Source organism: Streptomyces sp. NPDC055013, from assembly GCF_053608645.1.
This window is the reverse complement of record NZ_JBSGVW010000024.1, coordinates 90,539-110,299: the sequence shown is the minus strand read 5'-3', so window position 1 is coordinate 110,299 and position 19,761 is coordinate 90,539. Positions and strand designations below refer to the sequence as shown.

The window sequence follows — 19,761 nt, the reverse complement described above, 5'->3', positions numbered from 1 at the left end:
GCAGACGATGGAGCGCCGCACGGCCATCCCCCGCCCCGGCTGGCAGCAGACCGTCGAGGAGCAGGGGCTCATCTATCCCCTCACCCGCCACCCCGACAACTCCCTGCGCCCGTACTGGGACGAGAGCGCCTACTACGTCTTCTCCCTGGAGGAGGTCGAGGCGCTGGAGGAGGTCGTCGAGGAACTCCACCGCATGTGCCTGACGGCGGCCGAGCACATCGTCGCCGAGAACCGCTTCGCCGACCTCGGCATCACCGACCCGCGCATCGTGCACGCGGTCGCCGACGCCTGGCACCGCCGCGCCGAACTCCCCTCCGTCTACGGTCGCTTCGACCTGCGTTACGACGGCGCCGGCCCGGCGAAGCTCCTGGAGTACAACGCCGACACCCCCACGTCCCTCGTCGAGGCCGCCTCGCCCCAGTGGTTCTGGATGGAGGAGCGCTTCCCCGGCGCCGACCAGTGGAACTCCCTCCACGAACGCCTCATCGCCGCCTGGAGGAAACAGTCCGCCCTGCTCCCGCCCGGCAGCCCCCTGTACTTCGCGTACTCCTCCGCCGACGAGCTCGGCGAGGACATGATGACCGTCGCCTATCTGAAGGAGACCGCGGAACAGGCGGGGCTGGACACCGGCTGGATCTCCATGGAGGAGATCGGCTGGGACCACCTCTCCGGCCGCTTCGTCGACACCCGACTGCGCTTCATCCGCAGCTGCTTCAAGCTCTACCCCTGGGAGTGGCTCACCACCGACCGCTTCGCCGACCACGTCCTCGGCACCCTCGACAACGGCGGCGGCACCGGCTCGACGCTGTGGATCGAGCCCGCCTGGAAGATGCTCCTCAGCAACAAGGCCCTCCTCGCCATCCTCTGGGAGCTCTACCCGGACCACCCGAACCTGCTCCCCGCCCATCTCGACGGGCCACGGGAGCTGGCGAGGACGACGGGCTACGTCGCCAAGCCCCTGCTGGGCCGGGAGGGCGCCGGGGTGACCGTGCACGAACCGACGTCCTCGAACACCACCGGCGCCGACCCGGCCGCCCGCGAAGAGCCGTGCTGCTACCAGCAGTTGGCCCCCCTCCCCACCTTCGACGGCAACCACGTCGTCCTCGGCGCGTGGGTCGTCGAGGGCGAGTCGGCGGGCCTGGGCATCCGCGAGTCGTCCGGCCTGATCACGGACGGGTACGCGCGCTTCCTTCCGCACGTGATCCTCTGAAAGTGCCGGCCGGCGCACCAAACCCAGGAGCCTGAGAACGGCAGGACCGACCGGCAGCGGCAGCGATATCGGCGATGATGCGATACGGTACGTATCGTCTCGTACTTCGAAGGGGGTCGCATGGAACACGTCATCGACGCAGCACCCGGCATCCACCTCTGGGCAGAAGACCGCGGCGCCCCCGACGCGCCCCCGCTCCTGCTGATCATGGGCGCACAGGCCTCCGGCCTCGGCTGGCCGGACGAGCTGGTCGGCCTGCTCGCCGCCCGGCACCGAGTCATCCGCTACGACCACCGCGACACCGGCCGCTCCACCTGGGCATTCGACAGCCACCCCTACCCCCTCACAACCCTCGCCGACGACGCCCTCGCGGTCCTGAACGGACTTGGCGTCGCACGTGCCCATGTCGTCGGTATGTCGCTGGGCGGCATGCTCACCCAGCTCCTGATCGCCGATCACCCCGATCGCCTGCGCAGTGCGACCCTGATCGGCACCGGTGCCCTCAGCGACGCCCCGTACCTTCACCCGGACGGCACCCGCACCCCGCCGGAGGAACTCCCGGGCGTCGACCCCCGCATCATCGAACTGTGGTCCCAGCCGTGGACGGACCAGGGCCAGGATGCCGAGCTGGACCGGCGGGTCGAACACTGGCGAGCTCTGTCCGGCGACCAACTCCCCTTCGACGCCGACTACTTCCGCACCCTGGAACGCAAGGTCATCGCCCACACCGGCCACCACAGGCCCGGCGACGCCCACGCCCGCGCCGACACCTCCGGAATGCTCCGCACCGAGCAGCTCGCCCGGTCCACCGTGCCCACCCTCGTCGTCTCAGCCCCAGCCGAACCCGTCTACCCCCTCCCACACGCCCACCACCTGACCCAGACGATCCACGGTGCCAACCTCGTGGAGCTCCCCGGCATGGCCCACGCCCTCCCGCCCGAGCTCCACAAGCCCCTCGCCCACGCGATCCTCGACCACACCGCACACAGCTGACGCCGGCCGGCCGACGGCGCCGGTTCACATCCCGAGCACACCCCGCAACTGGCCGAGCCCCCAGTCCAGATCCTCCTCCCCGATCACCAGCGGTGGCGCGATGCGGATCGTCGATCCATGGGTGTCCTTGACCAGCACACCCCGGTCCATCAGCTTCTCCGACACCTCCCGCCCCGTGCCGTACATCCGGGCGATGTCGATCCCCGCCCACAGCCCGCGTCCCCGCACCGCCGTCACCCGCCCCGTCCCGGCCAACAGGCCCAGCTCCCGATGCAGATGCGCGCCGAGCCGCGCCGCCCGCTCCTGGAACTCGCCCGTCCGCAGCATCGCGATCACCTCCAGCGCCACCGCACAGGCCAGCGGATTCCCGCCGAACGTCGACCCGTGCTCCCCGGGCCGGAACACGCCGAGCACATCGGCCGCCGACACCACCGCCGACACCGGCACGACCCCGCCCCCGAGCGCCTTCCCGAGCACATACACATCCGGCACCACCCCCTCGTGCTCGCACGCGAACGTCCGACCCGTGCGCCCCAGCCCCGACTGGATCTCGTCCGCCACGAACAGCACGTTCCGCTCCCGCGTCAGCTCCCGCACCGCCGGCAGATAACCGGCCGGCGGAACGAGCACCCCCGCCTCGCCCTGGATCGGCTCCAGCAGCACCGCCACCGTGTTCTCCGTCAACGCCTCCCGCATCGCCGTCAGATCCCCGTACGGCACGATCTCGAAGCCAGGCGTGTACGGCCCGAAGTCCGCCCGCGCCTCCAGGTCGGTGGAGAAGCTGATGATCGTCGTCGTACGGCCGTGGAAGTTGTTGCCCGCGACGACGACCTTCGCCATCTCCGCAGGCACTCCCTTGACCCGGTAACCCCATTTCCGGGCGGTCTTCACCGCCGTCTCCACCGCCTCCGCCCCGGTGTTCATCGGCAGGACCATCTCCATCCCGCACAGCTCGGCGAGCTGCTCGCAGAACGCAGCGAACCGGTCGTGATGAAACGCCCGCGACGTCAGCGTCACCCGCTCCAGCTGCGCCTTCGCCGCGTCCAGGATCCGCCGGTTGCCGTGCCCGAAGTTGAGCGCCGAATACCCGGCGAGCAGATCCAGATACCGCCGCCCCTCCACATCCGTCATCCACGCCCCGTCCGCCGTCGCCACCACGACCGGCAGCGGGTGGTAGTTGTGGGCGCTGTGCGCGTCGACCGCGGCGATCAGGGATTCGGTGGTGCTCGACGTACTCACGGGGCTCTCCGTTTCCGCCGCCACGAGGACTCGCGCTCCGCCAGTCACGAGACTCGTGGCCACTGTCCATTTCTGGCCGTTCGAGTGCTTTGGGGCCCCTTCCTATCGTTGCTCGCATGGCGGACGCGGGACCATGCCGCATCGGCGCGCCCGGTAGGCTGATCGACGGGCCGTGACTGGCGCGCTGGGATGGGACCGACCATCGGGGAGCGGCCCACTGGACCTCGTCGTCCAGTACCGAGTGCCGTGCGCCTGGGCCGAACCGTGAACGCAGCACACGACGTCCGGAGGTCCCCATGCCAGCCGAGCCCCTTTCCACCGAGTCCACCGCCTTCCGCTCCGCCCTCGACGTGATCCGCGCCGTCGAGCCGCGCGTGGCCGACGCCATCGGCCAGGAGGTCGCCGACCAGCGCGAGATGCTCAAACTGATCGCCTCCGAGAACTACGCCTCCCCGGCCACCCTCCTGGCGATGGGCAACTGGTTCAGCGACAAGTACGCCGAGGGCACCGTCGGCCGCCGCTTCTACGCCGGCTGCCGCAACGTCGACACCGTCGAGTCCCTCGCCGCCGAGCACGCCCGCGAGCTCTTCGGCGCCCGTCACGCCTACGTCCAGCCCCACTCCGGCATCGACGCCAACCTCGTCGCCTTCTGGGCCGTCCTCGCCGCCCGGGTCGAGGCCCCCGCCCTGCAGAAGGCCGGCGTCCGCCAGGTCAACGACCTCACCGAGGCCGACTGGGCCGAGCTCCGCCAGGCCTTCGGCAACCAGCGCATGCTCGGCATGTCCCTGGACGCCGGCGGCCACCTCACCCACGGCTTCCGCCCGAACATCTCCGGCAAGATGTTCAACCAGCGCTCCTACGGCACCGACCCCACCACGGGCCTGATCGACTACGAGGCGCTGCGTGCCTCCGCCCGCGAGTTCAAGCCGCTGATCATCGTCGCCGGCTACTCCGCCTACCCCCGTCTCGTGAACTTCCGGATCATGCGCGAGATCGCCGACGAGGTCGGCGCCACGCTCATGGTCGACATGGCCCACTTCGCGGGTCTCGTCGCCGGCAAGGTCCTCACCGGCGACTTCGACCCGGTCCCGCACGCCCAGATCGTCACCACCACCACCCACAAGTCGCTGCGCGGCCCGCGCGGCGGCATGGTCCTGTGCGACGACTCCCTCAAGGACCAGGTCGACCGCGGCTGCCCGATGGTCCTCGGCGGCCCGCTCCCGCATGTCATGGCCGCCAAGGCCGTCGCCCTGGCCGAGGCCCGCCAGGAGTCCTTCCGCGACTACGCCCAGCGCATCGTGGACAACTCCCGGGCGCTGGCCGAAGGCCTGACGCGCCGCGGCGCGACCCTCGTGACCGGCGGCACCGACAACCACCTCAACCTGATCGACGTCGCCTCCTCCTACGGGCTCACCGGCCGCCAGGCCGAGGCCGCGCTCCTCGAGTCCGGCATCGTCACCAACCGCAACGCCATCCCGGCCGACCCCAACGGCGCCTGGTACACCTCCGGCATCCGCATCGGCACCCCCGCCCTGACCACCCGTGGCCTGGGCACCGCGGAGATGGACGAGGTCGCCGCCCTCATCGACCGCGTCCTCACCACCACCGAACCCGGCACCACCAGCAAGGGCGCTCCCTCCAAGGCTCAGCACATCCTGGACCCGAAGGTCGCCGACGAGATCTCCCACCGCGCCACCGACCTCGTGGCGGGCTTCCCGCTGTACCCGGAGATCGACCTGGGCTGACGCCTCTGGGGCATCTTCCTGGCGTTCTCAGAGATCCAGGTCGATCAACTCATGGCGTGGTTCCTCCCGCGGCGGTCCGGCCCCCGGCCGGGCCGCCGCGCGGCGTATCAGGAGCGTGCCGCCCATTCCGGTCGCGAACCCGAGGGCAAGCCCGGCCACCGCCCACCCGGCATCATTCATCGCCAGGCCTGGCCGCTCCCCGGCGTCAGAGGCTTCGACGAGCTGGTCCTCCGTCTCGCCGAGGAGTCCTGCCAGGTCCAGCCGCTCGAAGACGGAGCGTGGGGCCCGGTGCCAGCGGATGTCGTCGTCCTCCACGTCGGGAGCGAGATCCGAGCGCACCCAGGGCGTGCCGTCCCCGGCCACGAACAGCTGGTCCTGCCGCTGGATGGCCACGTCTCCGCCCGGCGACCGATTCGTGCGAGGCCAGCCACCGACCCCGGTCAGTCCCCAGATCACCGTGATGCGCATCGACGGATGACGCCCTTCGACCCACTCCTCGGACACCCGCTCCGTCCCGACATACGTCGGCTGCAGCAGCTGCCAGAGGCGAGCGAAGGCCGACTCGCCGGAGCGCAGAGTCGTCGTCCGTCCCGTGCCACCCGCGACGACCACCGCCACATCGGGAACGTCCCGCCCCTGCGCCGGCACCGCCGCGGCGGTCATCGCTGGTCCGCACAAGGCCAGCGCAGCCGACATCAGGACGAGCAGCGCGAGCCTTGCCTTGCCCCAGCGAGCTGCTCTCCACGCTTTCCACCCTCTCCGCCCTCGGCCAAGTGCCCCCACTGCTCCCCCTTGCGTCTCATCAGCCCCATCAGTTCGCTCGCCGGCCGTGTCGGTCCTTGCCGGGCCCCGGGCCCCCAGTCCCGTCCGGTCCGCGGCCCGCCTCTCAGGCCGTCCTCACACGTCGCGCAGCTCCTGCCTGGGCCCCGGTTCACCGCGCAGGCGCGGCAGAGGCAGTCGAGTGGCAAAGGGCCGCAGGACCAGCGCAAGTACCGCTCCGGCTGCCGCGCCCGGCAGTGCCCACCACCAGTCGGTGCCGTCACCCGACCCGGTTGATCGGGCCAGCGGCGCCTCGGCCGCGGTGCCTGTGGTGTCGGTCGCAAGGGCGGACGAGTCCTGCGCGCCCTCGCCGTCTCCGGATGCCTCCGACTCCGGAGGGACGGCTGCTGCACTTCCCTCGGCCGAGGCCTTACTCATCAGGCCCAGGTCCTTGAACAGGATGCGCAGCTGGGCCGGCTGCTCGGCGCGATGCCAGGTGCCGTTCGTCGGCTGGTCACGGCCCACAGCGGTGTGTATCCAGACGTTCCGCCCGTCGTCCATCTCGTAGACCCGGTCGAGGCGCCACGGCGTCACGTCATGAGCCATCCACGTGACGCTGATCTGGTGGGACGCCATGAGGTCGGCCTCGGGCGGCTTGTCCCGCGTGCCCCTGCCCCCGGGGCCGAGCAACCGGTCCAGCTCGCCGTACTCCTCGTCCGAGTAGTACAGCGAAGCCGTCTCCTGGCTCTCCGGTGAGGCCAGGAAGACGCTTGTCGATCCTCCGGCCGACGCGGGAGCCGCACCCCACAGGAGCAGGGCGAGCGTGGCACCCAACGCCCCGGTCATGGCCGTAAGTTCACGACACCTGCTCCTCCAGCCGGCCCCGCGCCCATGCGGCCGAGCTTCCGAGCGGCCGGCCTCCTGCCCCGGCAACCGGCCTTCGGAGCGGCCGATCTCATGTCCCCACATCCGAACCCCCAAGTCGAGCGAACCCCGTGCGGCCCGTCCCCGAGCCGCATGTCACTTCTGGTACACCGCCCGACCCGCCGGGGTTCCCACCCTCGGCCCACCATTTCCGGACCGGCTCCTTCAGGCCTTCGTCCCGACGATGGGCCTGGCCCGTGCCGACCATGGGTCTGGCCCCAACCATGGACTCGTCCCGATCGTGGGTTGGTCCTGGCCACGGGCTGGTCCCGGCCACGGCTCGGATCCCGACCGTGGGTGGTCCGGCCACGGCTCGGTCCGCCTAATTCGAGGACACCTCGGCCGGCCTCGCGAGCGACCGTGCGATCTCCACCGCTCGGTCCTTCGATGCCACGCCTTCCAGCCGCAGGGTCACGACCTCGCCCCTGGCCTCGTGGGTCCACAGCAACGTCGGCCCGGCCGTCCGCTCCTCTTGGGCATAGCGCCGGCCGCTCGTGTCGACGAGCCAGAAGGTCAGCAGGTGCGGTCGGGCGAACCACAGGGCCGGATCGGTGGTGCCGCTGGTCGAGGTGTCGGTGCCCAGGGAGATCCATTCCGGCGGTTGGCGCACCGTCTTGGCGAAGCCGACGTCCAGGCTCGCGCGCCGCACGTCCACCCGTATCGGGCGCCCTTCCTCGCGCCAGCACAGGCTCACCACGATCCGCCCCCGCGGCTCACCCCTCACCGCGACCGCGTCCGGCATGCCGAGCTCCTCCGGCACCGGCGGCTCGAACCCGGCGCGGCGCTCCGCATCGGCGAGCGACACCGAGCGGCCGCAGCCGGGGACCTCGGCACCAGGTGGGGGGGCCGCCGACGGGTCGTACCGCACCTCGACCCCGGCGAAGTCGAACCAGTCGAAGACCGCAGCCCGCACCGGGGGCGTGAGCACGAGCACCGCCAGCAGGCCGCACAGCGTCGCGGTCAGCGAACGCCACCGCACCCGCGTCCAGCGCCGCAGCGCCCGCAGCCGTTCGGCGGCGCCCGACGGCTCGGCCACCGGAACCGGTACGCGCTCGGCGAGTATCTGCCCCAGCACCCGCTCGACCATCGTCTCGGCGCCGTCCGCCGCGCCCGGCGCGTCCAGCGAACGCCCGAGTGCCCGCAGCTCCTCGGGCAGCCCGGCGGCGTCGCGTCGGCCGCGATCACCGGTGCCCGTGCGGCCGGATCCCCGACCGCCCCGACCGGCGCCGTCCTGCCCGGACGCAGGTCGTCCGTCGCCCTCACCCTCGTACGCCCCCTGACCGTCGCCGTCGTAGGGCTTGCGTCCGTCACTCATGCTCATCACCCCCTTCCCGAGGCTGAAAATCGGGCAGCAACCGCCCCAGCTTCCGCAACGCGCGGTTCAGCCGGGATTTCACCGTGCCCCTGGGCCAGCCCAGCGCCTGAGCCGTCTCGGACTCGTCCATCTCCAGGAGATAGCGGTAGGTCACGACCAGGCGATGCTCCTCGCTCAGCTTCTCCAGCGCGGACTGCAGCGCGGCACGACGCTCTATCTCCAGCGCGGCCACCGCCGGGTCCGCCGACTCCGGTATCAGGGGCTCCGCCTCCACGAACGCCGCCTCACGCCCGGCGAGCGAGCGCTGGCGGGCCGCCGTGCGCACTGTGTTCCTCGTCTCATTGGCCACGATCGCGAGCAGCCATGGCTTGAACGCCGAGCCGTCCTTGAACCGGCCCAGCGAGCAATACGCCTTCACGAAGGCCTGCTGCACCACGTCCTCCGCGTCCGCACCCGCCCCGAGCGCCGCGGCCGCCCTGAGCGCGATGCCCGTATGGGCCCGCACCAGCTGCGCATACGCCTCCGGCTCTCCGGCGCGTACGCGTGCGATCACCGCGGCCTCATCGACGATGCGGCCCCCCTCCCGCGTTCTCACATTCTTGGTACACCGCCCGGACCGGATCGGTTCCCACCCGTGTCAGATCTGTTTCCGTGCCGTTCCGGATCGGCCCCCGACACCTGAGAGAATGGTGAGCATGGCCTCTGATCGACCCCGCGTGCTCTCCGGAATCCAGCCCACCGCAGGCTCGTTCCACCTCGGCAACTACCTCGGCGCGGTCCGCCAGTGGGTGGCCCTGCAGGAGACCCACGACGCGTTCTACATGGTCGTCGACCTGCACGCGATCACGCTCCCGCAGGACCCCGCGGACCTGCGCGCCAACACCCGGCTCGCCGCCGCTCAGCTCCTCGCCGCCGGTCTCGACCCCGAGCGCTGCACGCTCTTCGTCCAGAGCCACGTCCCCGAGCACGCCCAGCTCGCCTGGGTCATGAACTGCCTCACCGGCTTCGGCGAGGCCTCCCGCATGACCCAGTTCAAGGACAAGTCCGCCAAGCAGGGCGCGGACCGGGCGTCGGTCGGCCTGTTCACGTACCCGATCCTGCAGGTCGCGGACATCCTGCTGTACCAGGCCAACGAGGTCCCGGTCGGCGAGGACCAGCGCCAGCACATCGAGCTCACCCGCGACCTCGCCGAGCGCTTCAACGGCCGCTTCGGCGCGACCTTCACCGTTCCGAAGCCGTACATCCTCAAGGAGACGGCGAAGATCTACGACCTTCAGGACCCGGCGATCAAGATGAGCAAGTCGGCGTCCACGCCGAAGGGCCTCATCAACCTGCTCGACGAGCCCAAGGCCACCGCCAAGAAGGTCAAGAGCGCGGTCACCGACACCGACACCGTCATCCGCTACGACGTCGCGAACAAGCCGGGCGTCAGCAACCTGCTCTCGATCTACTCGACCCTCACCGGGGCGGGAATCGCGGAACTGGAGCAGAAGTACGACGGCAAGGGCTACGGTGCGCTCAAGACGGACCTCGCCGAGGTCATGGTCGAGTTCGTGACGCCGTTCCGGGAGCGCACCCAGCAGTACCTGGACGACCCGGAGACGCTGGACTCGATCCTGGCCAAGGGCGCGGAGAAGGCGCGTGCCGTCGCCGCGGAGACGCTCTCCCAGGCGTACGACAAGGTGGGCTTCCTGCCCGCCAAGCACTGAGCCCGCACCACGGCAGGCGGCCTAAATACGGCCGTACCACCGCAGAGCGCTGCACATCACTACCGTTGCGCCTGCCCGCAGCACTGCCGTGGCCGTACAGTCGATAGCCGAGCGGCCGCACCGGTGGCCGCTCACGCACACCAACAGGGCACGAGCGCACAACAGGACGAGCCTCGCGACGCGAGCTCACCGACAGACGACAGGAGACGACGTGGGGACCGTAACGATCGGCGTGTCGATCGCGGTCCCGGAGCCTCACGGCAGCCTGCTCCAGGAGCGGCGCGCGGGCTTCGGCGACGCCGCGGCTCACGGCATCCCCACGCACGTCACACTGCTGCCGCCGACGGAGGTCGACGCCTCGCTGCTGCCCGCGATCGAGGCGCATCTCGTCGAGGTCGCGACGGCGGGCCGTCCTTTCCCGATGCGGCTGTCCGGCACCGGCACCTTCCGGCCCCTGTCGCCGGTCGTCTTCGTCCAGGTCGTCGAGGGCGCCGCTGCCTGTACCTGGCTGCAGAAGCAGATCCGCCACGCCTCCGGGCCGGTCGCCCGTGAACTGCAGTTCCCGTACCACCCGCATGTCACCGTCGCGCACGGTATCGACGAGGCCTCGATGGACCGCGCCTTCGAGGAGCTGGCCGACTACGAGGCCGCGTGGTCGTGCAACGGCTTCGCCCTCTACGAGCAGGGCGCCGACGGTGTGTGGCGCAGGCTGAGGGACTTCGCCTTCGGCGGCTCGGTGGTGCCGCCGCAGGCGGGCTCGGTGGAACGTGGGTCGATCCCGGCGGGGTAGCTCCGCTGGTGGGGCGGGGGAGGTCGTTGGTCGGCTGCGGGTTCGTTGTGGCTGGGTGCGCAGTTCCCGGCGCCCCTGGGGGTTGTCGGGGCGCGGCGTTGATGCGCACCCCACTTTGGCTTCGCTGGTGGTGCCGGGATCGGTCGTTGGTCGGCTGCGGGTTCGTTGTGGCTGGGTGCGCAGTTCCCCGCGCCCCTGAGGGGTTGTCGGGGCGCGGCGTTGATGCGGCGCCCCGGTCCCGCGCCACAGGGGCAGCGGGGCGGGCGGCACCATGGCGACGAGGTGGTCGCGCGGGGCGTTGTGGAGTCGGGCGCCCCACCAGCGGGATCTAAAGCGGCAGGCGGCGGAACATCGCTCGTGGCATGTGCCGTAGCGCTGACATCACCAGCCTGAGTGCGCCCGGGACCCAAACCGTCTCCGAGCGGCGCCGTAGGCCTACCTCGATGGCCGTCGCGACGGCCTCCGGAGTGGTCGCGAGCGGGGTTTCCTCCAGGTCGGCGGTCATCTTGGAGCGTACGAATCCGGGGCGGACGATCATGACGTGGACGCCGGTGCCGTGCAGGGCGTCGCCCAGGCCCTGGGTGAAGGTGTCGAGGCCGGCCTTGCTGGAGCCGTAGATGAAGTTGGCGCGCCGGGCCCGTTCGCCGGCGACCGAGGAGAGGACGACCAGGGAGCCGTGGCCCTGGTTCTGGAGGGCGCTCGCGGTGACCAGGGTGGCCGACACGGCGCCCGTGTAGTTGGTCTGGGCGACCCGCACCGCGCTCAGCGGCTCGCGCTCGTCGTGGGCCTGGTCGCCGAGGATCCCGAAGGCGAGCAGCACCATGTCGATGTCGCCCTCCGCGAAGACCTTGCCGAGCGCCGTCTCGTGCGACTCGGGGTCGAGCGCGTCGAAAGCCACCGTGTGCACCTCGGCTCCCAGAGCGCGCAGATCGGCCGCGGACTTCTCCAGGGCGGGTGACGGGCGGCCCGCCAGCCAGACGGTGCGGGTGCGGCGCGCGATCAGGCGGCGTGCGGTGGCCAGCGCGATCTCGGACGTACCGCCGAGGACGAGCAGGGACTGGGGGAGGCCGAAGGCGTCCTTCACGACAACTCCTAGTGATCTGAGGGTCCGAGAGGTGAGGGGTTGACGGTGCGAGAGGTCCGTTCGCCGGTGCTACAGGCCCAGGCGGCGGGCCAGGTCCGAGACGAACACCCCGCGCGGGTCCACCTCCGCGCGCAGCGCGCGGAAGGCCTCCAGGCGGGGGTACATCGCGGTGAGCAACTCGGGCCGCAGCCGGGAGTCCTTGGCGAGGTACACGCGCCCGCCCGCCGCGGCCACTTCCTCGTCCAGCGTGTCGAGGAGGGTGGCGAGGCCGGGCAGGCCGGCCGGGATGTCCAGGGCCAGGGTCCAGCCCGGCGCGGGGAAGGAGAGCCAGCCGGGGTCGGCTTCCCCGAAGCGTTTGAGGATGGCCAGGAAGGACGGGCAGCGGTGCTCGGAGATGCGCCGCACGATCCGGCGCAGCGTCTCCTCCTGGCCGTGTCCGACGACGAACTGGTACTGAAGGAAGCCGCCCCGGCCGTAGATCCGGTTCCAGTGCGGGACGCCGTCCAGCGGGTGGAAGAAGGCGGAGAGCCGCTGCAGTTCGCCGGTACGCGCGTGTGGGGCCTTGCGGTACCAGAGCTCGTTGAACCAGCCCACGGTACGGCGGTTGAGCAGTCCTCCCGGCAGGAGCGCGGGCGCGGCCGGCAGGCGGACGGGGCGGAAGGCGAGCGGGTCTCTCCACGCGCGTGTGCCTTCGCGCAGCGCCTCCAAGGGCGCGTGGTCGCCGCGCGTGAGCACCGCACGCCCCGTGGCCGTGCCGCGCGCCAGCAGGTCGATCCACGCCACTGAGTAGCGGTAGTGGTCGTCGCCGGCCGCCAGGCGTGCCATGAGGTCGTCGAGGTCCCGCGCGCGTTCCGTGTCGACCGACATCAGCGAGGTCTGCACCGGCTGGAGTTGGAGCGTGGCCGTCAGGATCACGCCGGTCAGGCCCATGCCGCCGGTGGTCGCGTCGAAGAGGGGCGTGCCTCGGCGGACGGTACGGATCTCGCCGTCGGCGGTGAGGAGTTCCAGCGACAGGACGTGACGGGAGAACGCGCCCGACACGTGGTGGTTCTTGCCGTGGATGTCGGCCCCGACGGCGCCGCCGACCGTCACATAGCGGGTGCCGGGCGTCACCGGCACGAACCAGCCGAGCGGGAGCAGCACCTCCATCAGCCGGTGCAGGGAGACACCCGCGTCGCAGGCCACGGTGCCGCCGTCGGCGTCGATCGCGTGGATGCGGTCCAGGCCGGTCATGTCGAACACGGCACCCCCGGCGTTCTGCGCCGCGTCCCCGTACGCCCGCCCCAGGCCCCTCGGGATGCCGCCGCGAGCCCCGCAGTCCCGGACGGCGGCCGCCGCCTCCTCGTACGTCCTGGGGCGGATCAGACGGGCTGTGGTGGGGGCGGTGCGGCCCCACCCCGTGACGGAGACGGTGTCGGCAGGCATGTCGGCGACCGTAGCGCCCGCATCTGAGGGATTACTTCTGAAACATCCAGCTTCTCCCCGAAATGGGTGATTAATGGGATGTCGCTCAATATTGCCGTAATTCTGGCTCTGTGGGCGTGAACAGTGAGTCCACATGGACCATCTCGACGACATCGATCAGCGGAGCCTTCGGGGCGCGGACCGCCGAATCCTTTCCGCACTCCATGCCCGCGGCCGTGACCCACGGGTCGCCGCCGCCGCTCGTGTCCTCTCCCGGGCGGGCGAGCACGGCGCGCTGTGGCTGGCGGCCGGCGTCGCGGGGGCCGCCGTGGACGGTGGGCGTCGCGACGCATGGCTGCGCGGTACGGCGCTCACCGCGGGTGCGCACCTCGCCAGCATGGGTGTGAAGCGGGTGGTGCGCCGCCCGCGCCCGGCGCATGTCGAGCCCCTGGTACGCACCCTCGGCCGGCACTCCTTCCCCAGCTCCCACGCGGCCTCCGCGGCGGCTGCCGCCGTCGCCTACGGCGCGCTCGGCGCGTACACGATCGTGCCGCTCGCCGCCGCGATGTGCGTGTCGCGCCTGGTCGTCGGTGTGCACTACCCCTCGGACGTGGCGGCAGGCGTGGCGCTCGGGGCGCTCACGGCGGGCGCCGGGGCGCGCTGGATGAGCGCAGGGGGCGCCCGTGCCTGAGACCGCGCACCTGACGAGCGCCGCGCGCATCAGACAGGCCGCGCTCCACGAGCAGCGCACGCCCCCGCGACGAGCCGTGCCACCACCCCGCGAAGGCGGCCCCCGTGCGCTGCTGAAAGGCCTGCTCAGGACCGCACGCCCCAAGCAGTGGATCAAGAACCTCCTGGTCATCGCCGCTCCGGCCGCCGCCGGTCGGCTCTTCTCGACCCAGTCCCTGACCCAACTCGCGCTCGTCTTCGTCCTCTTCACCGCCAGTGCCGCCGCCGTCTACCTGATCAACGACGCCCGCGACGCCGAGGCGGACCGCGCGCACCCCACCAAGCGCCACCGGCCGGTCGCCGCCGGTCAGGTCCCCGTGCCCGTCGCCTACGCCGTCGGAGGCGCCCTGGCCGCCCTCGCGCCGGTCGCCGCGGCCTGGCTGACCTCACCGGCCGTCGCGGCCCTGCTGGCGGCGTACATCGGCATGCAACTGGCGTACTGCGTCAGCCTCAAGCACGTCCTGGTCGTCGACCTCGCCGTCGTCACGACCGGGTTCCTGATGCGGGCGGTGATCGGCGGGCTCGCGCTCGGCATCCCGCTGTCGCGCTGGTTCCTGATCACGACCGGGTTCGGGGCGCTGTTCATGGTGTCGGCCAAGCGCTACTCCGAGGCCGTGCAGATGGCCGGGAAAGCGGGCGCCACGCGCGCGTTGCTCACCGAGTACACGACCGGCTACCTGCGTTTCGTCTGGCAGCTGGCGGCCGGGGTCGCCGTCCTCGCCTACTGCTTGTGGGCCCTGGAGGAGGGCGGCGTCCCGCACACGAGCGTGCTGCCCTGGCGTCAGCTGTCCGTGGTCGCCTTCATCCTCGCCGTCCTGCGCTACGCCGTCTTCGCCGACCGCGGCACCGCGGGCGAACCCGAGGACGTCGTCCTGCGCGACCGCGCGCTCGCCCTCATCGGCATGGTGTGGCTGGCCATGTACGGGCTGGCGGTGGCCAATTGGTAGGCACGCGCGTGTGGCGGGGCCGGGGTGAAGTGATCGCCACGCGTGGGTGGCACGGCGGGGGTGAGAGGGGCTGTACGCATGTGAGGGAGGGCGGAAGCGACGGGGAGGGCTCGCGTGCGGGGGAGGGCGGAGGCGAGGGGGATGGCTCGCGTCTGCGGGAGCAGGGGCGAGAGGGTGGCACGCGTGCGTGCGAGCGCGGGGACGCGGCGAGGGGTACGCGTGTGGGGTGACCGGCGTGAGCTCCTCGGCTTCGCCACCGTCGGCCTGCTCGCCTACGCCGTCGACCTCGCCCTCTTCACCTGGCTGCGAGGCCCGGCCGCCCACGGCCCCCTCACCGCCAAGGCCCTCTCCTTCGTCGCCGCCTGCACGGTCGCGTACGCCGGGAACGCCCTCGGCACCTACCGCCACACCCAGCCGAAAGGCCTGCGCCCCTACGCCGTCTTCCTCGTGGTGAACATCGCCGGGGCGGCCGTACAGCTGCTGTGTCTCACCGTGAGCCACTACGGGCTCGGCTTCACCTCCCAGCGCGCGGACACCGTCTCCGGAGCCGGAATCGGGATGGTGCTGGCTACGGTCCTGCGGTTTTGGGGCACTCGCACAATGGTCTTCCGGAGGGAGGGCAGAGTCGGATCATGGACTGGCTGAAGAAGCTCCCCGTCGTCGGGTCCGCGGCGACCTGGCTGATGACCACGCACGCGTGGCGGTCGTACGAGCGCATGGACCGGGTGCATTGGACACGGCTGGCCGCCGCGATGACGTTCACCAGCTTCGTGGCGCTGTTCCCGCTGCTCACCGTGGCCGCGTCGATCGCCGCCGCGACGCTGAGCACGGAGCAGCAGAACAAGCTCGAGGACAAGATCGCCGACCAGGTGCCCGGCATCTCCGGCCAGCTCGACATCGACGCGCTGGTGCAGAACGCCGGCACCGTCGGCCTCATCGCCGGCGCCCTCCTGCTGTTCACCGGCATCGGCTGGGTCACCGCCACGCGCGAGTGCCTGCGCGCCGTGTGGGAGCTGCCCGACGAGGAGGAGAACCCCATCCTGCGCAGGGCCAAGGACTTGGGTGTCCTCCTGGGCCTCGGCGGCGCCTTGCTGGTGACGATCGCGGCCTCCACGATCGCCTCCGCCCTGGTCGGCTGGATCACCCGGCAGCTGGGCATCGACGAGGGCGGCTGGGGCGGCATCCTGCTGCAGATCGCCGCGTTCCTGGTCGCCGTACTCGCCAACTTCCTGCTTCTGCTGTACGTGCTGACCCTGCTGCCCGGCGTCGAACCGCCGCGCCGCCGGCTGATGGTGGCCGCCCTGATCGGCGCGATCGGGTTCGAACTGCTGAAGCTGTTGCTCAGCGGCTATATGCAGGGCGTGGCCACGAAGAGCATGTACGGCGCGTTCGGCGTGCCCGTGGCCCTGCTGCTGTGGATCAACTTCACCTCGAAGCTGGTGGTGTTCTGCGCCGCCTGGACGGCGACGCAGAGCAAGGAGGTCGAGCTCGCTGACGAGTCCGAAAGCCCCGGCGAGCCCGAGACGGATGAGCCCGGGAAGAGTGAGCCCGAAAAGCCCGAGGTCAGGAACGGCCCCGACGCCGCACCAGGTCGGGCAGCGGCCACCGGCGGTTGATCAGGAACGCGCCCGCCGCGAGCAGTACCAGTGCGCCGCCGGTGATCCCGAGCGCGACGCCGACGCCGCTCGAACCGTCCGCGGCCGAGGCCCCCACCGCCGGCTTCGAGGACTTCTCGGCGTCCCCGGCGCCACCGGCCTCCCCGGAGTCGTTCGCACCCGGCTGGGCGGTGGCCTGCGCCGCGCTCTTCGGCGGCACCAGCTCACCCACCGGCTGCACCTTGCCGGCCGCCTGGAAGCCCCAGTCGAAGAGCCTCGCGGTCTCCTTGTAGACCTCGTTGTGCTCGCTCTTCTCCGGGTTCATGACGGTGACGAGCAGCACCTTGCCGTCGCGCTCGGCGACGCCGGTGAAGGTGGAGCCGGCGTTCGTGGTGTTGCCGTTCTTGACACCCGCGATGCCCTGGTAGACGGAGATGTCGGAGTCGCCGCTGAGCAGTCGGTTGGTGTTCTGGATCTCGAAGGTCCCCCGGACGGACTTGCCCTTCTTGTTCTTCTTCGTCTCGCCCGGGAACTTGGCGCTGACGGTCGAGCAGTACTCCCGGAAGTCCTTCTTCTGCAGCCCGGAGCGGGCGATCAGCGTCAGGTCGTACGCCGACGAGACCTGGCCCGGAGCGTCGTAGCCGTCGGGGGACACCGCGTGCGTATCGAGGGCCTGCAGTTCCTCGGCGTGCTCGTTCATCTCCTTGACGGTGTTGTCGATTCCGTCGTTCATCTTCGACAGCACGTGCACGGCGTCGTTGCCGGAGCGCAGGAAGACCCCGAGCCACAGGTCGTGGACGCTGTACTTCTCGCCCTCCTTTATCCCGACCATGCTGGAGCCGGACCCGACGTCCGCCAGGTCGGACGGGACGACCTCGTGCTCCATGGTCTTCGGGAACTTCGGCAGCAGCGTGTCGGCGAACAGCATCTTCATGGTGCTCGCGGGCGCCAGCCGCCAGTGCGCGTTGTGGGCGGCGAGCACATCGCCGGACTCGGCGTCGGCGACGACCCAGGAGCGAGCGGTCAGGTCCTTGGGCAGGACGGGGACGCCTCCCGCGAGGTTCACCTGGGTGCCGGCCTGTCCCAGCCGCTCGCCGCCCACGGTCGACATGTTCGCCGGGGGAGTGGCCGACGGGCTCGTACTCGGTGACGGCTTGGGAGCCGCGTAGGAGACGGGCGCGGTCAGCGCGAGGGACGACACGACGGCTGAAGTGACCAGCAGGGCTCGCCCGGTGGTCTTCTTGGGTGCGGACACGAGCGAGAACGTACATGCCGTTCCCATGGAAGTCCCGCTTCTGTCCCCACCCCGCCCGGACGGCCGGACACGCGACGGCGATACTGAACGCATGAAGCTCAGCCGCCCCGTCTCCTGGTTCCTGCTCGCCTTCGGGGTGTGGAGCTGGGTCATCTGGGTCACTTTCGTCAAAAACCTGATCAAGGACAGCAGCGGGCTCGCGTTCGACGACGGTCACCCGACGGCCTACTTCTGGGTGCATCTGCTGCTCGCCGTCGTCTCCTTCGTATTGGGGACGGTCGTCGGGGTCATCGGGTTGCGTGGAGTGCGCGCACTGCGCCGGACGTCATAGGAACTCGGCCATCGCGCCGGGCGTTCACTGAGCACGCAAGGGAAAGGGAACGTCGGCGTGGTCATCGTCTTCGCGCTTGTCGCACTGCTGGTGCTGTCCGTCCTGGTGGTGGGCAACTGGTGGCTGTGGCGCCGTCTGTTCCGCGACACGACCCGCGGCCCCGGGTTCGTGCGCCGCGCGGGCGTGGTGGTCATCGCCGGTGGCTGGGCGCTGACGATCGGGGCCTTCGTCGCCGAGCGCTCGGGCGCGCCCTTCTGGCTCCAGCAGGTCCTGGCCTGGCCGGGCTTCCTGTGGCTGGCCCTGTCGATGTACCTGATGCTGGGTGTGCTGGCGGGTGAGGTCGTACGACCTCTGCTGCGACGGTGGCTCGAACGGCGGGCGCGCGCGGGCGAGCCCGAGCCGGAGTCCGTGCCGGTGGGTGTGATGCCGGCCACGTCGCCCGACACGGGGACCGCCGACCGCCAGACCCTCACCCACGCGTCCGGCCCGGCGCCGACGCGTACGGCCGCCCCGGACCCGACGCCCACGACCGTCCCGACCGGGGCACCGACGGCGGGCCCCACCATGGCGCCCACGGCCGGCTCGGCGACGGCTCCTACTGCAGGCTCGACCGCGGTGCCCTCGACGGGCATTACTGCGGCGACCAGTGCCGGGGCCGCCTCGGCGCTCACGACCGAGCCGTCTCCGGCCCCCACCCCCACCCCCAGCCCGTCCCCGGCGTCCGTGACGGACCCGATCCCGACGTCCGCGAACGGATCGGCCCCGGCGACTGCGACCGACCCGTCCCCGGCCTCCGTGACCGACCCCGCCCCCGACCCCACAGCACCCTCCCGCCCCCTGGCCGCCCCCACCCGCCGCCTCTTCGTCTCCAGAGTCGTCGCCGGGGCCGCCGCCGCGGCTGCCGTGGGGACCGTCGGTTACGGCTCGTACGGCGTGCTGCGCGGCCCCAAGGTGAAGCGGGTCACCGTCCCGCTGGCCAAGCTCCCGCGCGCGGCGCACGGTTACCGGATCGCCGTCGTCAGCGACGTGCACCTGGGCCCGGTCCTGGGCCGCGGTTTCGCGCAGAAGGTCGTCGACACGATCAACGGCACGCAGCCCGACATGATCGCGGTGGTCGGCGACCTGGTGGACGGCAGCGTGAAGGACCTCGGCCCGGCCGCGGCCCCGCTCGCCGGGCTCCGGGCGAGACATGGCGCGTTCTTCGTCACCGGCAACCACGAGTACTTCTCGGGCGCCGAGCAGTGGGTCGAGGAGGTACGCCGCCTGGGCCTGCGCCCCCTGGAGAACGCCCGCACGGAACTGCCTCACTTCGACCTGGCCGGCGTCAACGACGTCGCGGGCGAGAGCGAGGGCCAGGGCCCCGACTTCGCCAAGGCCCTCGGCAACCGGGACACGGCACGCGCGTGCGTGCTCCTCGCCCACCAGCCGATCCAGATCCACGACGCCGTCGATCACGGCGTCGACCTCCAGCTCTCCGGCCACACCCACGGCGGCCAGCTCTGGCCGGGCAATCTCGTCGCGGAGCTGGCGAACCCGACCCTGGCCGGCCTGGAGCGGTACGGCGACACCCAGCTGTACGTCAGCCGCGGCGCGGGCGCCTGGGGCCCTCCGACGCGCGTGGGCGCTCCGTCGGACATCACGGTGATCGAGCTGGCGTCCCGTCAGGCCTGACGACGGCTGCCCGGTCGGCGTGGGGCCCGCCCAACTCGCCGCACCCTGCCTGTGGATGAAC

General features: G+C 71.3%; 19 protein-coding genes and 1 riboswitch. Of the genes, 11 read left to right on the top strand and 8 right to left on the bottom strand.

From position 1 onward, the window contains the following. The first annotated feature begins 7 nt into the window (after positions 1-7). Together ACWGDB_RS26855 and ACWGDB_RS26850 are read left to right on the top strand one after the other, a co-directional pair. Positions 8-1,210 (top strand): glutathionylspermidine synthase family protein, encoded by a 1,203-nt coding sequence (locus ACWGDB_RS26855; protein WP_453824748.1) that lies wholly within the window; start codon positions 8-10, stop codon positions 1,208-1,210. Positions 1,211-1,330: 120 nt separating this feature from the next. Further along, entirely contained in the window at positions 1,331-2,203 is an 873-nt protein-coding gene (locus ACWGDB_RS26850) for an alpha/beta fold hydrolase (RefSeq protein ID WP_453824747.1), read from the top strand. A 24-nt stretch (positions 2,204-2,227) separates the two neighbouring features. On the opposite strand, the gene rocD is transcribed toward ACWGDB_RS26850, so the two are convergent. Next, positions 2,228-3,442 (bottom strand): ornithine--oxo-acid transaminase, encoded by a 1,215-nt coding sequence (rocD, locus tag ACWGDB_RS26845; RefSeq protein WP_453824746.1) that lies wholly within the window; start codon positions 3,440-3,442, stop codon positions 2,228-2,230. 162 nt (positions 3,443-3,604) lie between these two features. Further along, a riboswitch (ZMP/ZTP riboswitch) is annotated at positions 3,605-3,707 on the top strand. Positions 3,708-3,738: 31 nt separating this feature from the next. On the opposite strand from rocD, the gene ACWGDB_RS26840 reads away from it, so the two are divergent. After that, a complete protein-coding gene (locus ACWGDB_RS26840; protein WP_453824745.1) occupies positions 3,739-5,187 on the top strand; it encodes a glycine hydroxymethyltransferase in 1,449 nt (482 codons plus the stop codon). A 27-nt stretch (positions 5,188-5,214) separates the two neighbouring features. Here the strand turns inward: ACWGDB_RS26840 and ACWGDB_RS26835 are convergent, their stop codons facing one another. From ACWGDB_RS26835 to ACWGDB_RS26820, 4 genes are all read right to left on the bottom strand, one after another. Then, positions 5,215-5,850, bottom strand: coding sequence for a hypothetical protein (locus ACWGDB_RS26835; protein WP_453824744.1), 636 nt, complete (start codon positions 5,848-5,850; stop codon positions 5,215-5,217). Positions 5,851-6,084: 234 nt separating this feature from the next. Continuing rightward, a complete protein-coding gene (locus ACWGDB_RS26830) occupies positions 6,085-6,792 on the bottom strand; it encodes a hypothetical protein (protein WP_453824743.1) in 708 nt (235 codons plus the stop codon). Positions 6,793-7,192: 400 nt separating this feature from the next. Beyond that, positions 7,193-8,185 carry a hypothetical protein gene (locus ACWGDB_RS26825; RefSeq protein ID WP_453824742.1) on the bottom strand — a complete coding sequence of 331 codons (993 nt, stop codon included), beginning with the start codon at positions 8,183-8,185 and terminating at the stop codon, positions 7,193-7,195. After that, the gene (locus tag ACWGDB_RS26820) at positions 8,178-8,780 is read right to left on the bottom strand and encodes an RNA polymerase sigma factor (protein WP_427840279.1); all 603 of its coding nucleotides are present in this window, start codon (positions 8,778-8,780) and stop codon (positions 8,178-8,180) included. The genes ACWGDB_RS26825 and ACWGDB_RS26820 overlap by 8 nt, the downstream gene beginning before the upstream one ends. Positions 8,781-8,880: 100 nt before the next feature. Here ACWGDB_RS26820 and trpS point away from each other — a divergent pair, with 100 nt between their 5' ends. Both trpS and ACWGDB_RS26810 read left to right on the top strand, forming a co-directional pair. Beyond that, positions 8,881-9,894 carry a tryptophan--tRNA ligase gene (gene trpS, locus ACWGDB_RS26815; RefSeq protein ID WP_453824741.1) on the top strand — a complete coding sequence of 338 codons (1,014 nt, stop codon included), beginning with the start codon at positions 8,881-8,883 and terminating at the stop codon, positions 9,892-9,894. A gap of 211 nt (positions 9,895-10,105) precedes the next feature. Beyond that, positions 10,106-10,684, top strand: a complete 579-nt coding sequence (locus ACWGDB_RS26810; protein ID WP_453824740.1) for a 2'-5' RNA ligase family protein — start codon at positions 10,106-10,108, stop codon at positions 10,682-10,684. A gap of 328 nt (positions 10,685-11,012) precedes the next feature. On the opposite strand, the gene ACWGDB_RS26805 is transcribed toward ACWGDB_RS26810, so the two are convergent. Then, positions 11,013-11,768 (bottom strand): decaprenylphospho-beta-D-erythro-pentofuranosid-2-ulose 2-reductase, encoded by a 756-nt coding sequence (locus ACWGDB_RS26805; RefSeq protein WP_453824739.1) that lies wholly within the window; start codon positions 11,766-11,768, stop codon positions 11,013-11,015. 69 nt (positions 11,769-11,837) lie between these two features. Further along, the gene (locus tag ACWGDB_RS26800) at positions 11,838-13,193 is read right to left on the bottom strand and encodes an FAD-binding protein (RefSeq protein WP_453824738.1); all 1,356 of its coding nucleotides are present in this window, start codon (positions 13,191-13,193) and stop codon (positions 11,838-11,840) included. A gap of 133 nt (positions 13,194-13,326) precedes the next feature. Here ACWGDB_RS26800 and ACWGDB_RS26795 point away from each other — a divergent pair, with 133 nt between their 5' ends. The 4 genes from ACWGDB_RS26795 (at position 13,327) to ACWGDB_RS26780 (ending at position 16,464) form a co-directional block, all read left to right on the top strand. Beyond that, positions 13,327-13,863, top strand: coding sequence for a phosphatase PAP2 family protein (locus ACWGDB_RS26795; protein WP_453824737.1), 537 nt, complete (start codon positions 13,327-13,329; stop codon positions 13,861-13,863). Further along, the gene (locus ACWGDB_RS26790; protein ID WP_453824736.1) at positions 13,856-14,848 is read left to right on the top strand and encodes a decaprenyl-phosphate phosphoribosyltransferase; all 993 of its coding nucleotides are present in this window, start codon (positions 13,856-13,858) and stop codon (positions 14,846-14,848) included. Before ACWGDB_RS26795 ends, ACWGDB_RS26790 begins: the two co-directional genes overlap by 8 nt. A gap of 219 nt (positions 14,849-15,067) precedes the next feature. Continuing rightward, positions 15,068-15,493: a GtrA family protein gene (locus tag ACWGDB_RS26785; RefSeq protein ID WP_453824785.1), complete on the top strand. Its 426-nt coding sequence runs from the start codon at positions 15,068-15,070 to the stop codon at positions 15,491-15,493. Beyond that, on the top strand, positions 15,481-16,464 hold the full coding sequence (locus tag ACWGDB_RS26780) for a YihY/virulence factor BrkB family protein (RefSeq protein ID WP_453824735.1): 984 nt from the start codon (positions 15,481-15,483) through the stop codon (positions 16,462-16,464). Before ACWGDB_RS26785 ends, ACWGDB_RS26780 begins: the two co-directional genes overlap by 13 nt. Here ACWGDB_RS26780 and ACWGDB_RS26775 read toward each other — a convergent pair. Continuing rightward, entirely contained in the window at positions 16,412-17,698 is a 1,287-nt protein-coding gene (locus ACWGDB_RS26775; RefSeq protein WP_453824734.1) for a D-alanyl-D-alanine carboxypeptidase family protein, read from the bottom strand. The genes ACWGDB_RS26780 and ACWGDB_RS26775 overlap by 53 nt on opposite strands. Positions 17,699-17,789: 91 nt before the next feature. Between ACWGDB_RS26775 and ACWGDB_RS26770 the strand changes: the two genes are divergently transcribed. Both ACWGDB_RS26770 and ACWGDB_RS26765 read left to right on the top strand, forming a co-directional pair. Continuing rightward, positions 17,790-18,029 carry an SCO4848 family membrane protein gene (locus ACWGDB_RS26770; protein ID WP_062702372.1) on the top strand — a complete coding sequence of 80 codons (240 nt, stop codon included), beginning with the start codon at positions 17,790-17,792 and terminating at the stop codon, positions 18,027-18,029. A gap of 57 nt (positions 18,030-18,086) precedes the next feature. Continuing rightward, positions 18,087-19,700, top strand: coding sequence for a metallophosphoesterase (locus tag ACWGDB_RS26765; RefSeq protein WP_453824733.1), 1,614 nt, complete (start codon positions 18,087-18,089; stop codon positions 19,698-19,700). Positions 19,701-19,761 lie beyond the last annotated feature (61 nt).

Coding starts and splice junctions, on each gene's coding strand:
- ACWGDB_RS26830 (WP_453824743.1), bottom strand. CDS start 6,792: ATGACCGGGGCGTTGGGTGCCACGCTCGCCCTGCTCCTGTGGGGTGCG.
- ACWGDB_RS26780 (WP_453824735.1), top strand. CDS start 15,481: ATGGACTGGCTGAAGAAGCTCCCCGTCGTCGGGTCCGCGGCGACCTGG.
- ACWGDB_RS26770 (WP_062702372.1), top strand. CDS start 17,790: ATGAAGCTCAGCCGCCCCGTCTCCTGGTTCCTGCTCGCCTTCGGGGTG.
- ACWGDB_RS26800 (WP_453824738.1), bottom strand. CDS start 13,193: ATGCCTGCCGACACCGTCTCCGTCACGGGGTGGGGCCGCACCGCCCCC.
- trpS (WP_453824741.1), top strand. CDS start 8,881: ATGGCCTCTGATCGACCCCGCGTGCTCTCCGGAATCCAGCCCACCGCA.
- ACWGDB_RS26850 (WP_453824747.1), top strand. CDS start 1,331: ATGGAACACGTCATCGACGCAGCACCCGGCATCCACCTCTGGGCAGAA.
- ACWGDB_RS26835 (WP_453824744.1), bottom strand. CDS start 5,850: ATGACCGCCGCGGCGGTGCCGGCGCAGGGGCGGGACGTTCCCGATGTG.
- ACWGDB_RS26855 (WP_453824748.1), top strand. CDS start 8: ATGGAGCGCCGCACGGCCATCCCCCGCCCCGGCTGGCAGCAGACCGTC.
- ACWGDB_RS26795 (WP_453824737.1), top strand. CDS start 13,327: ATGGACCATCTCGACGACATCGATCAGCGGAGCCTTCGGGGCGCGGAC.
- ACWGDB_RS26825 (WP_453824742.1), bottom strand. CDS start 8,185: ATGAGTGACGGACGCAAGCCCTACGACGGCGACGGTCAGGGGGCGTAC.
- ACWGDB_RS26840 (WP_453824745.1), top strand. CDS start 3,739: ATGCCAGCCGAGCCCCTTTCCACCGAGTCCACCGCCTTCCGCTCCGCC.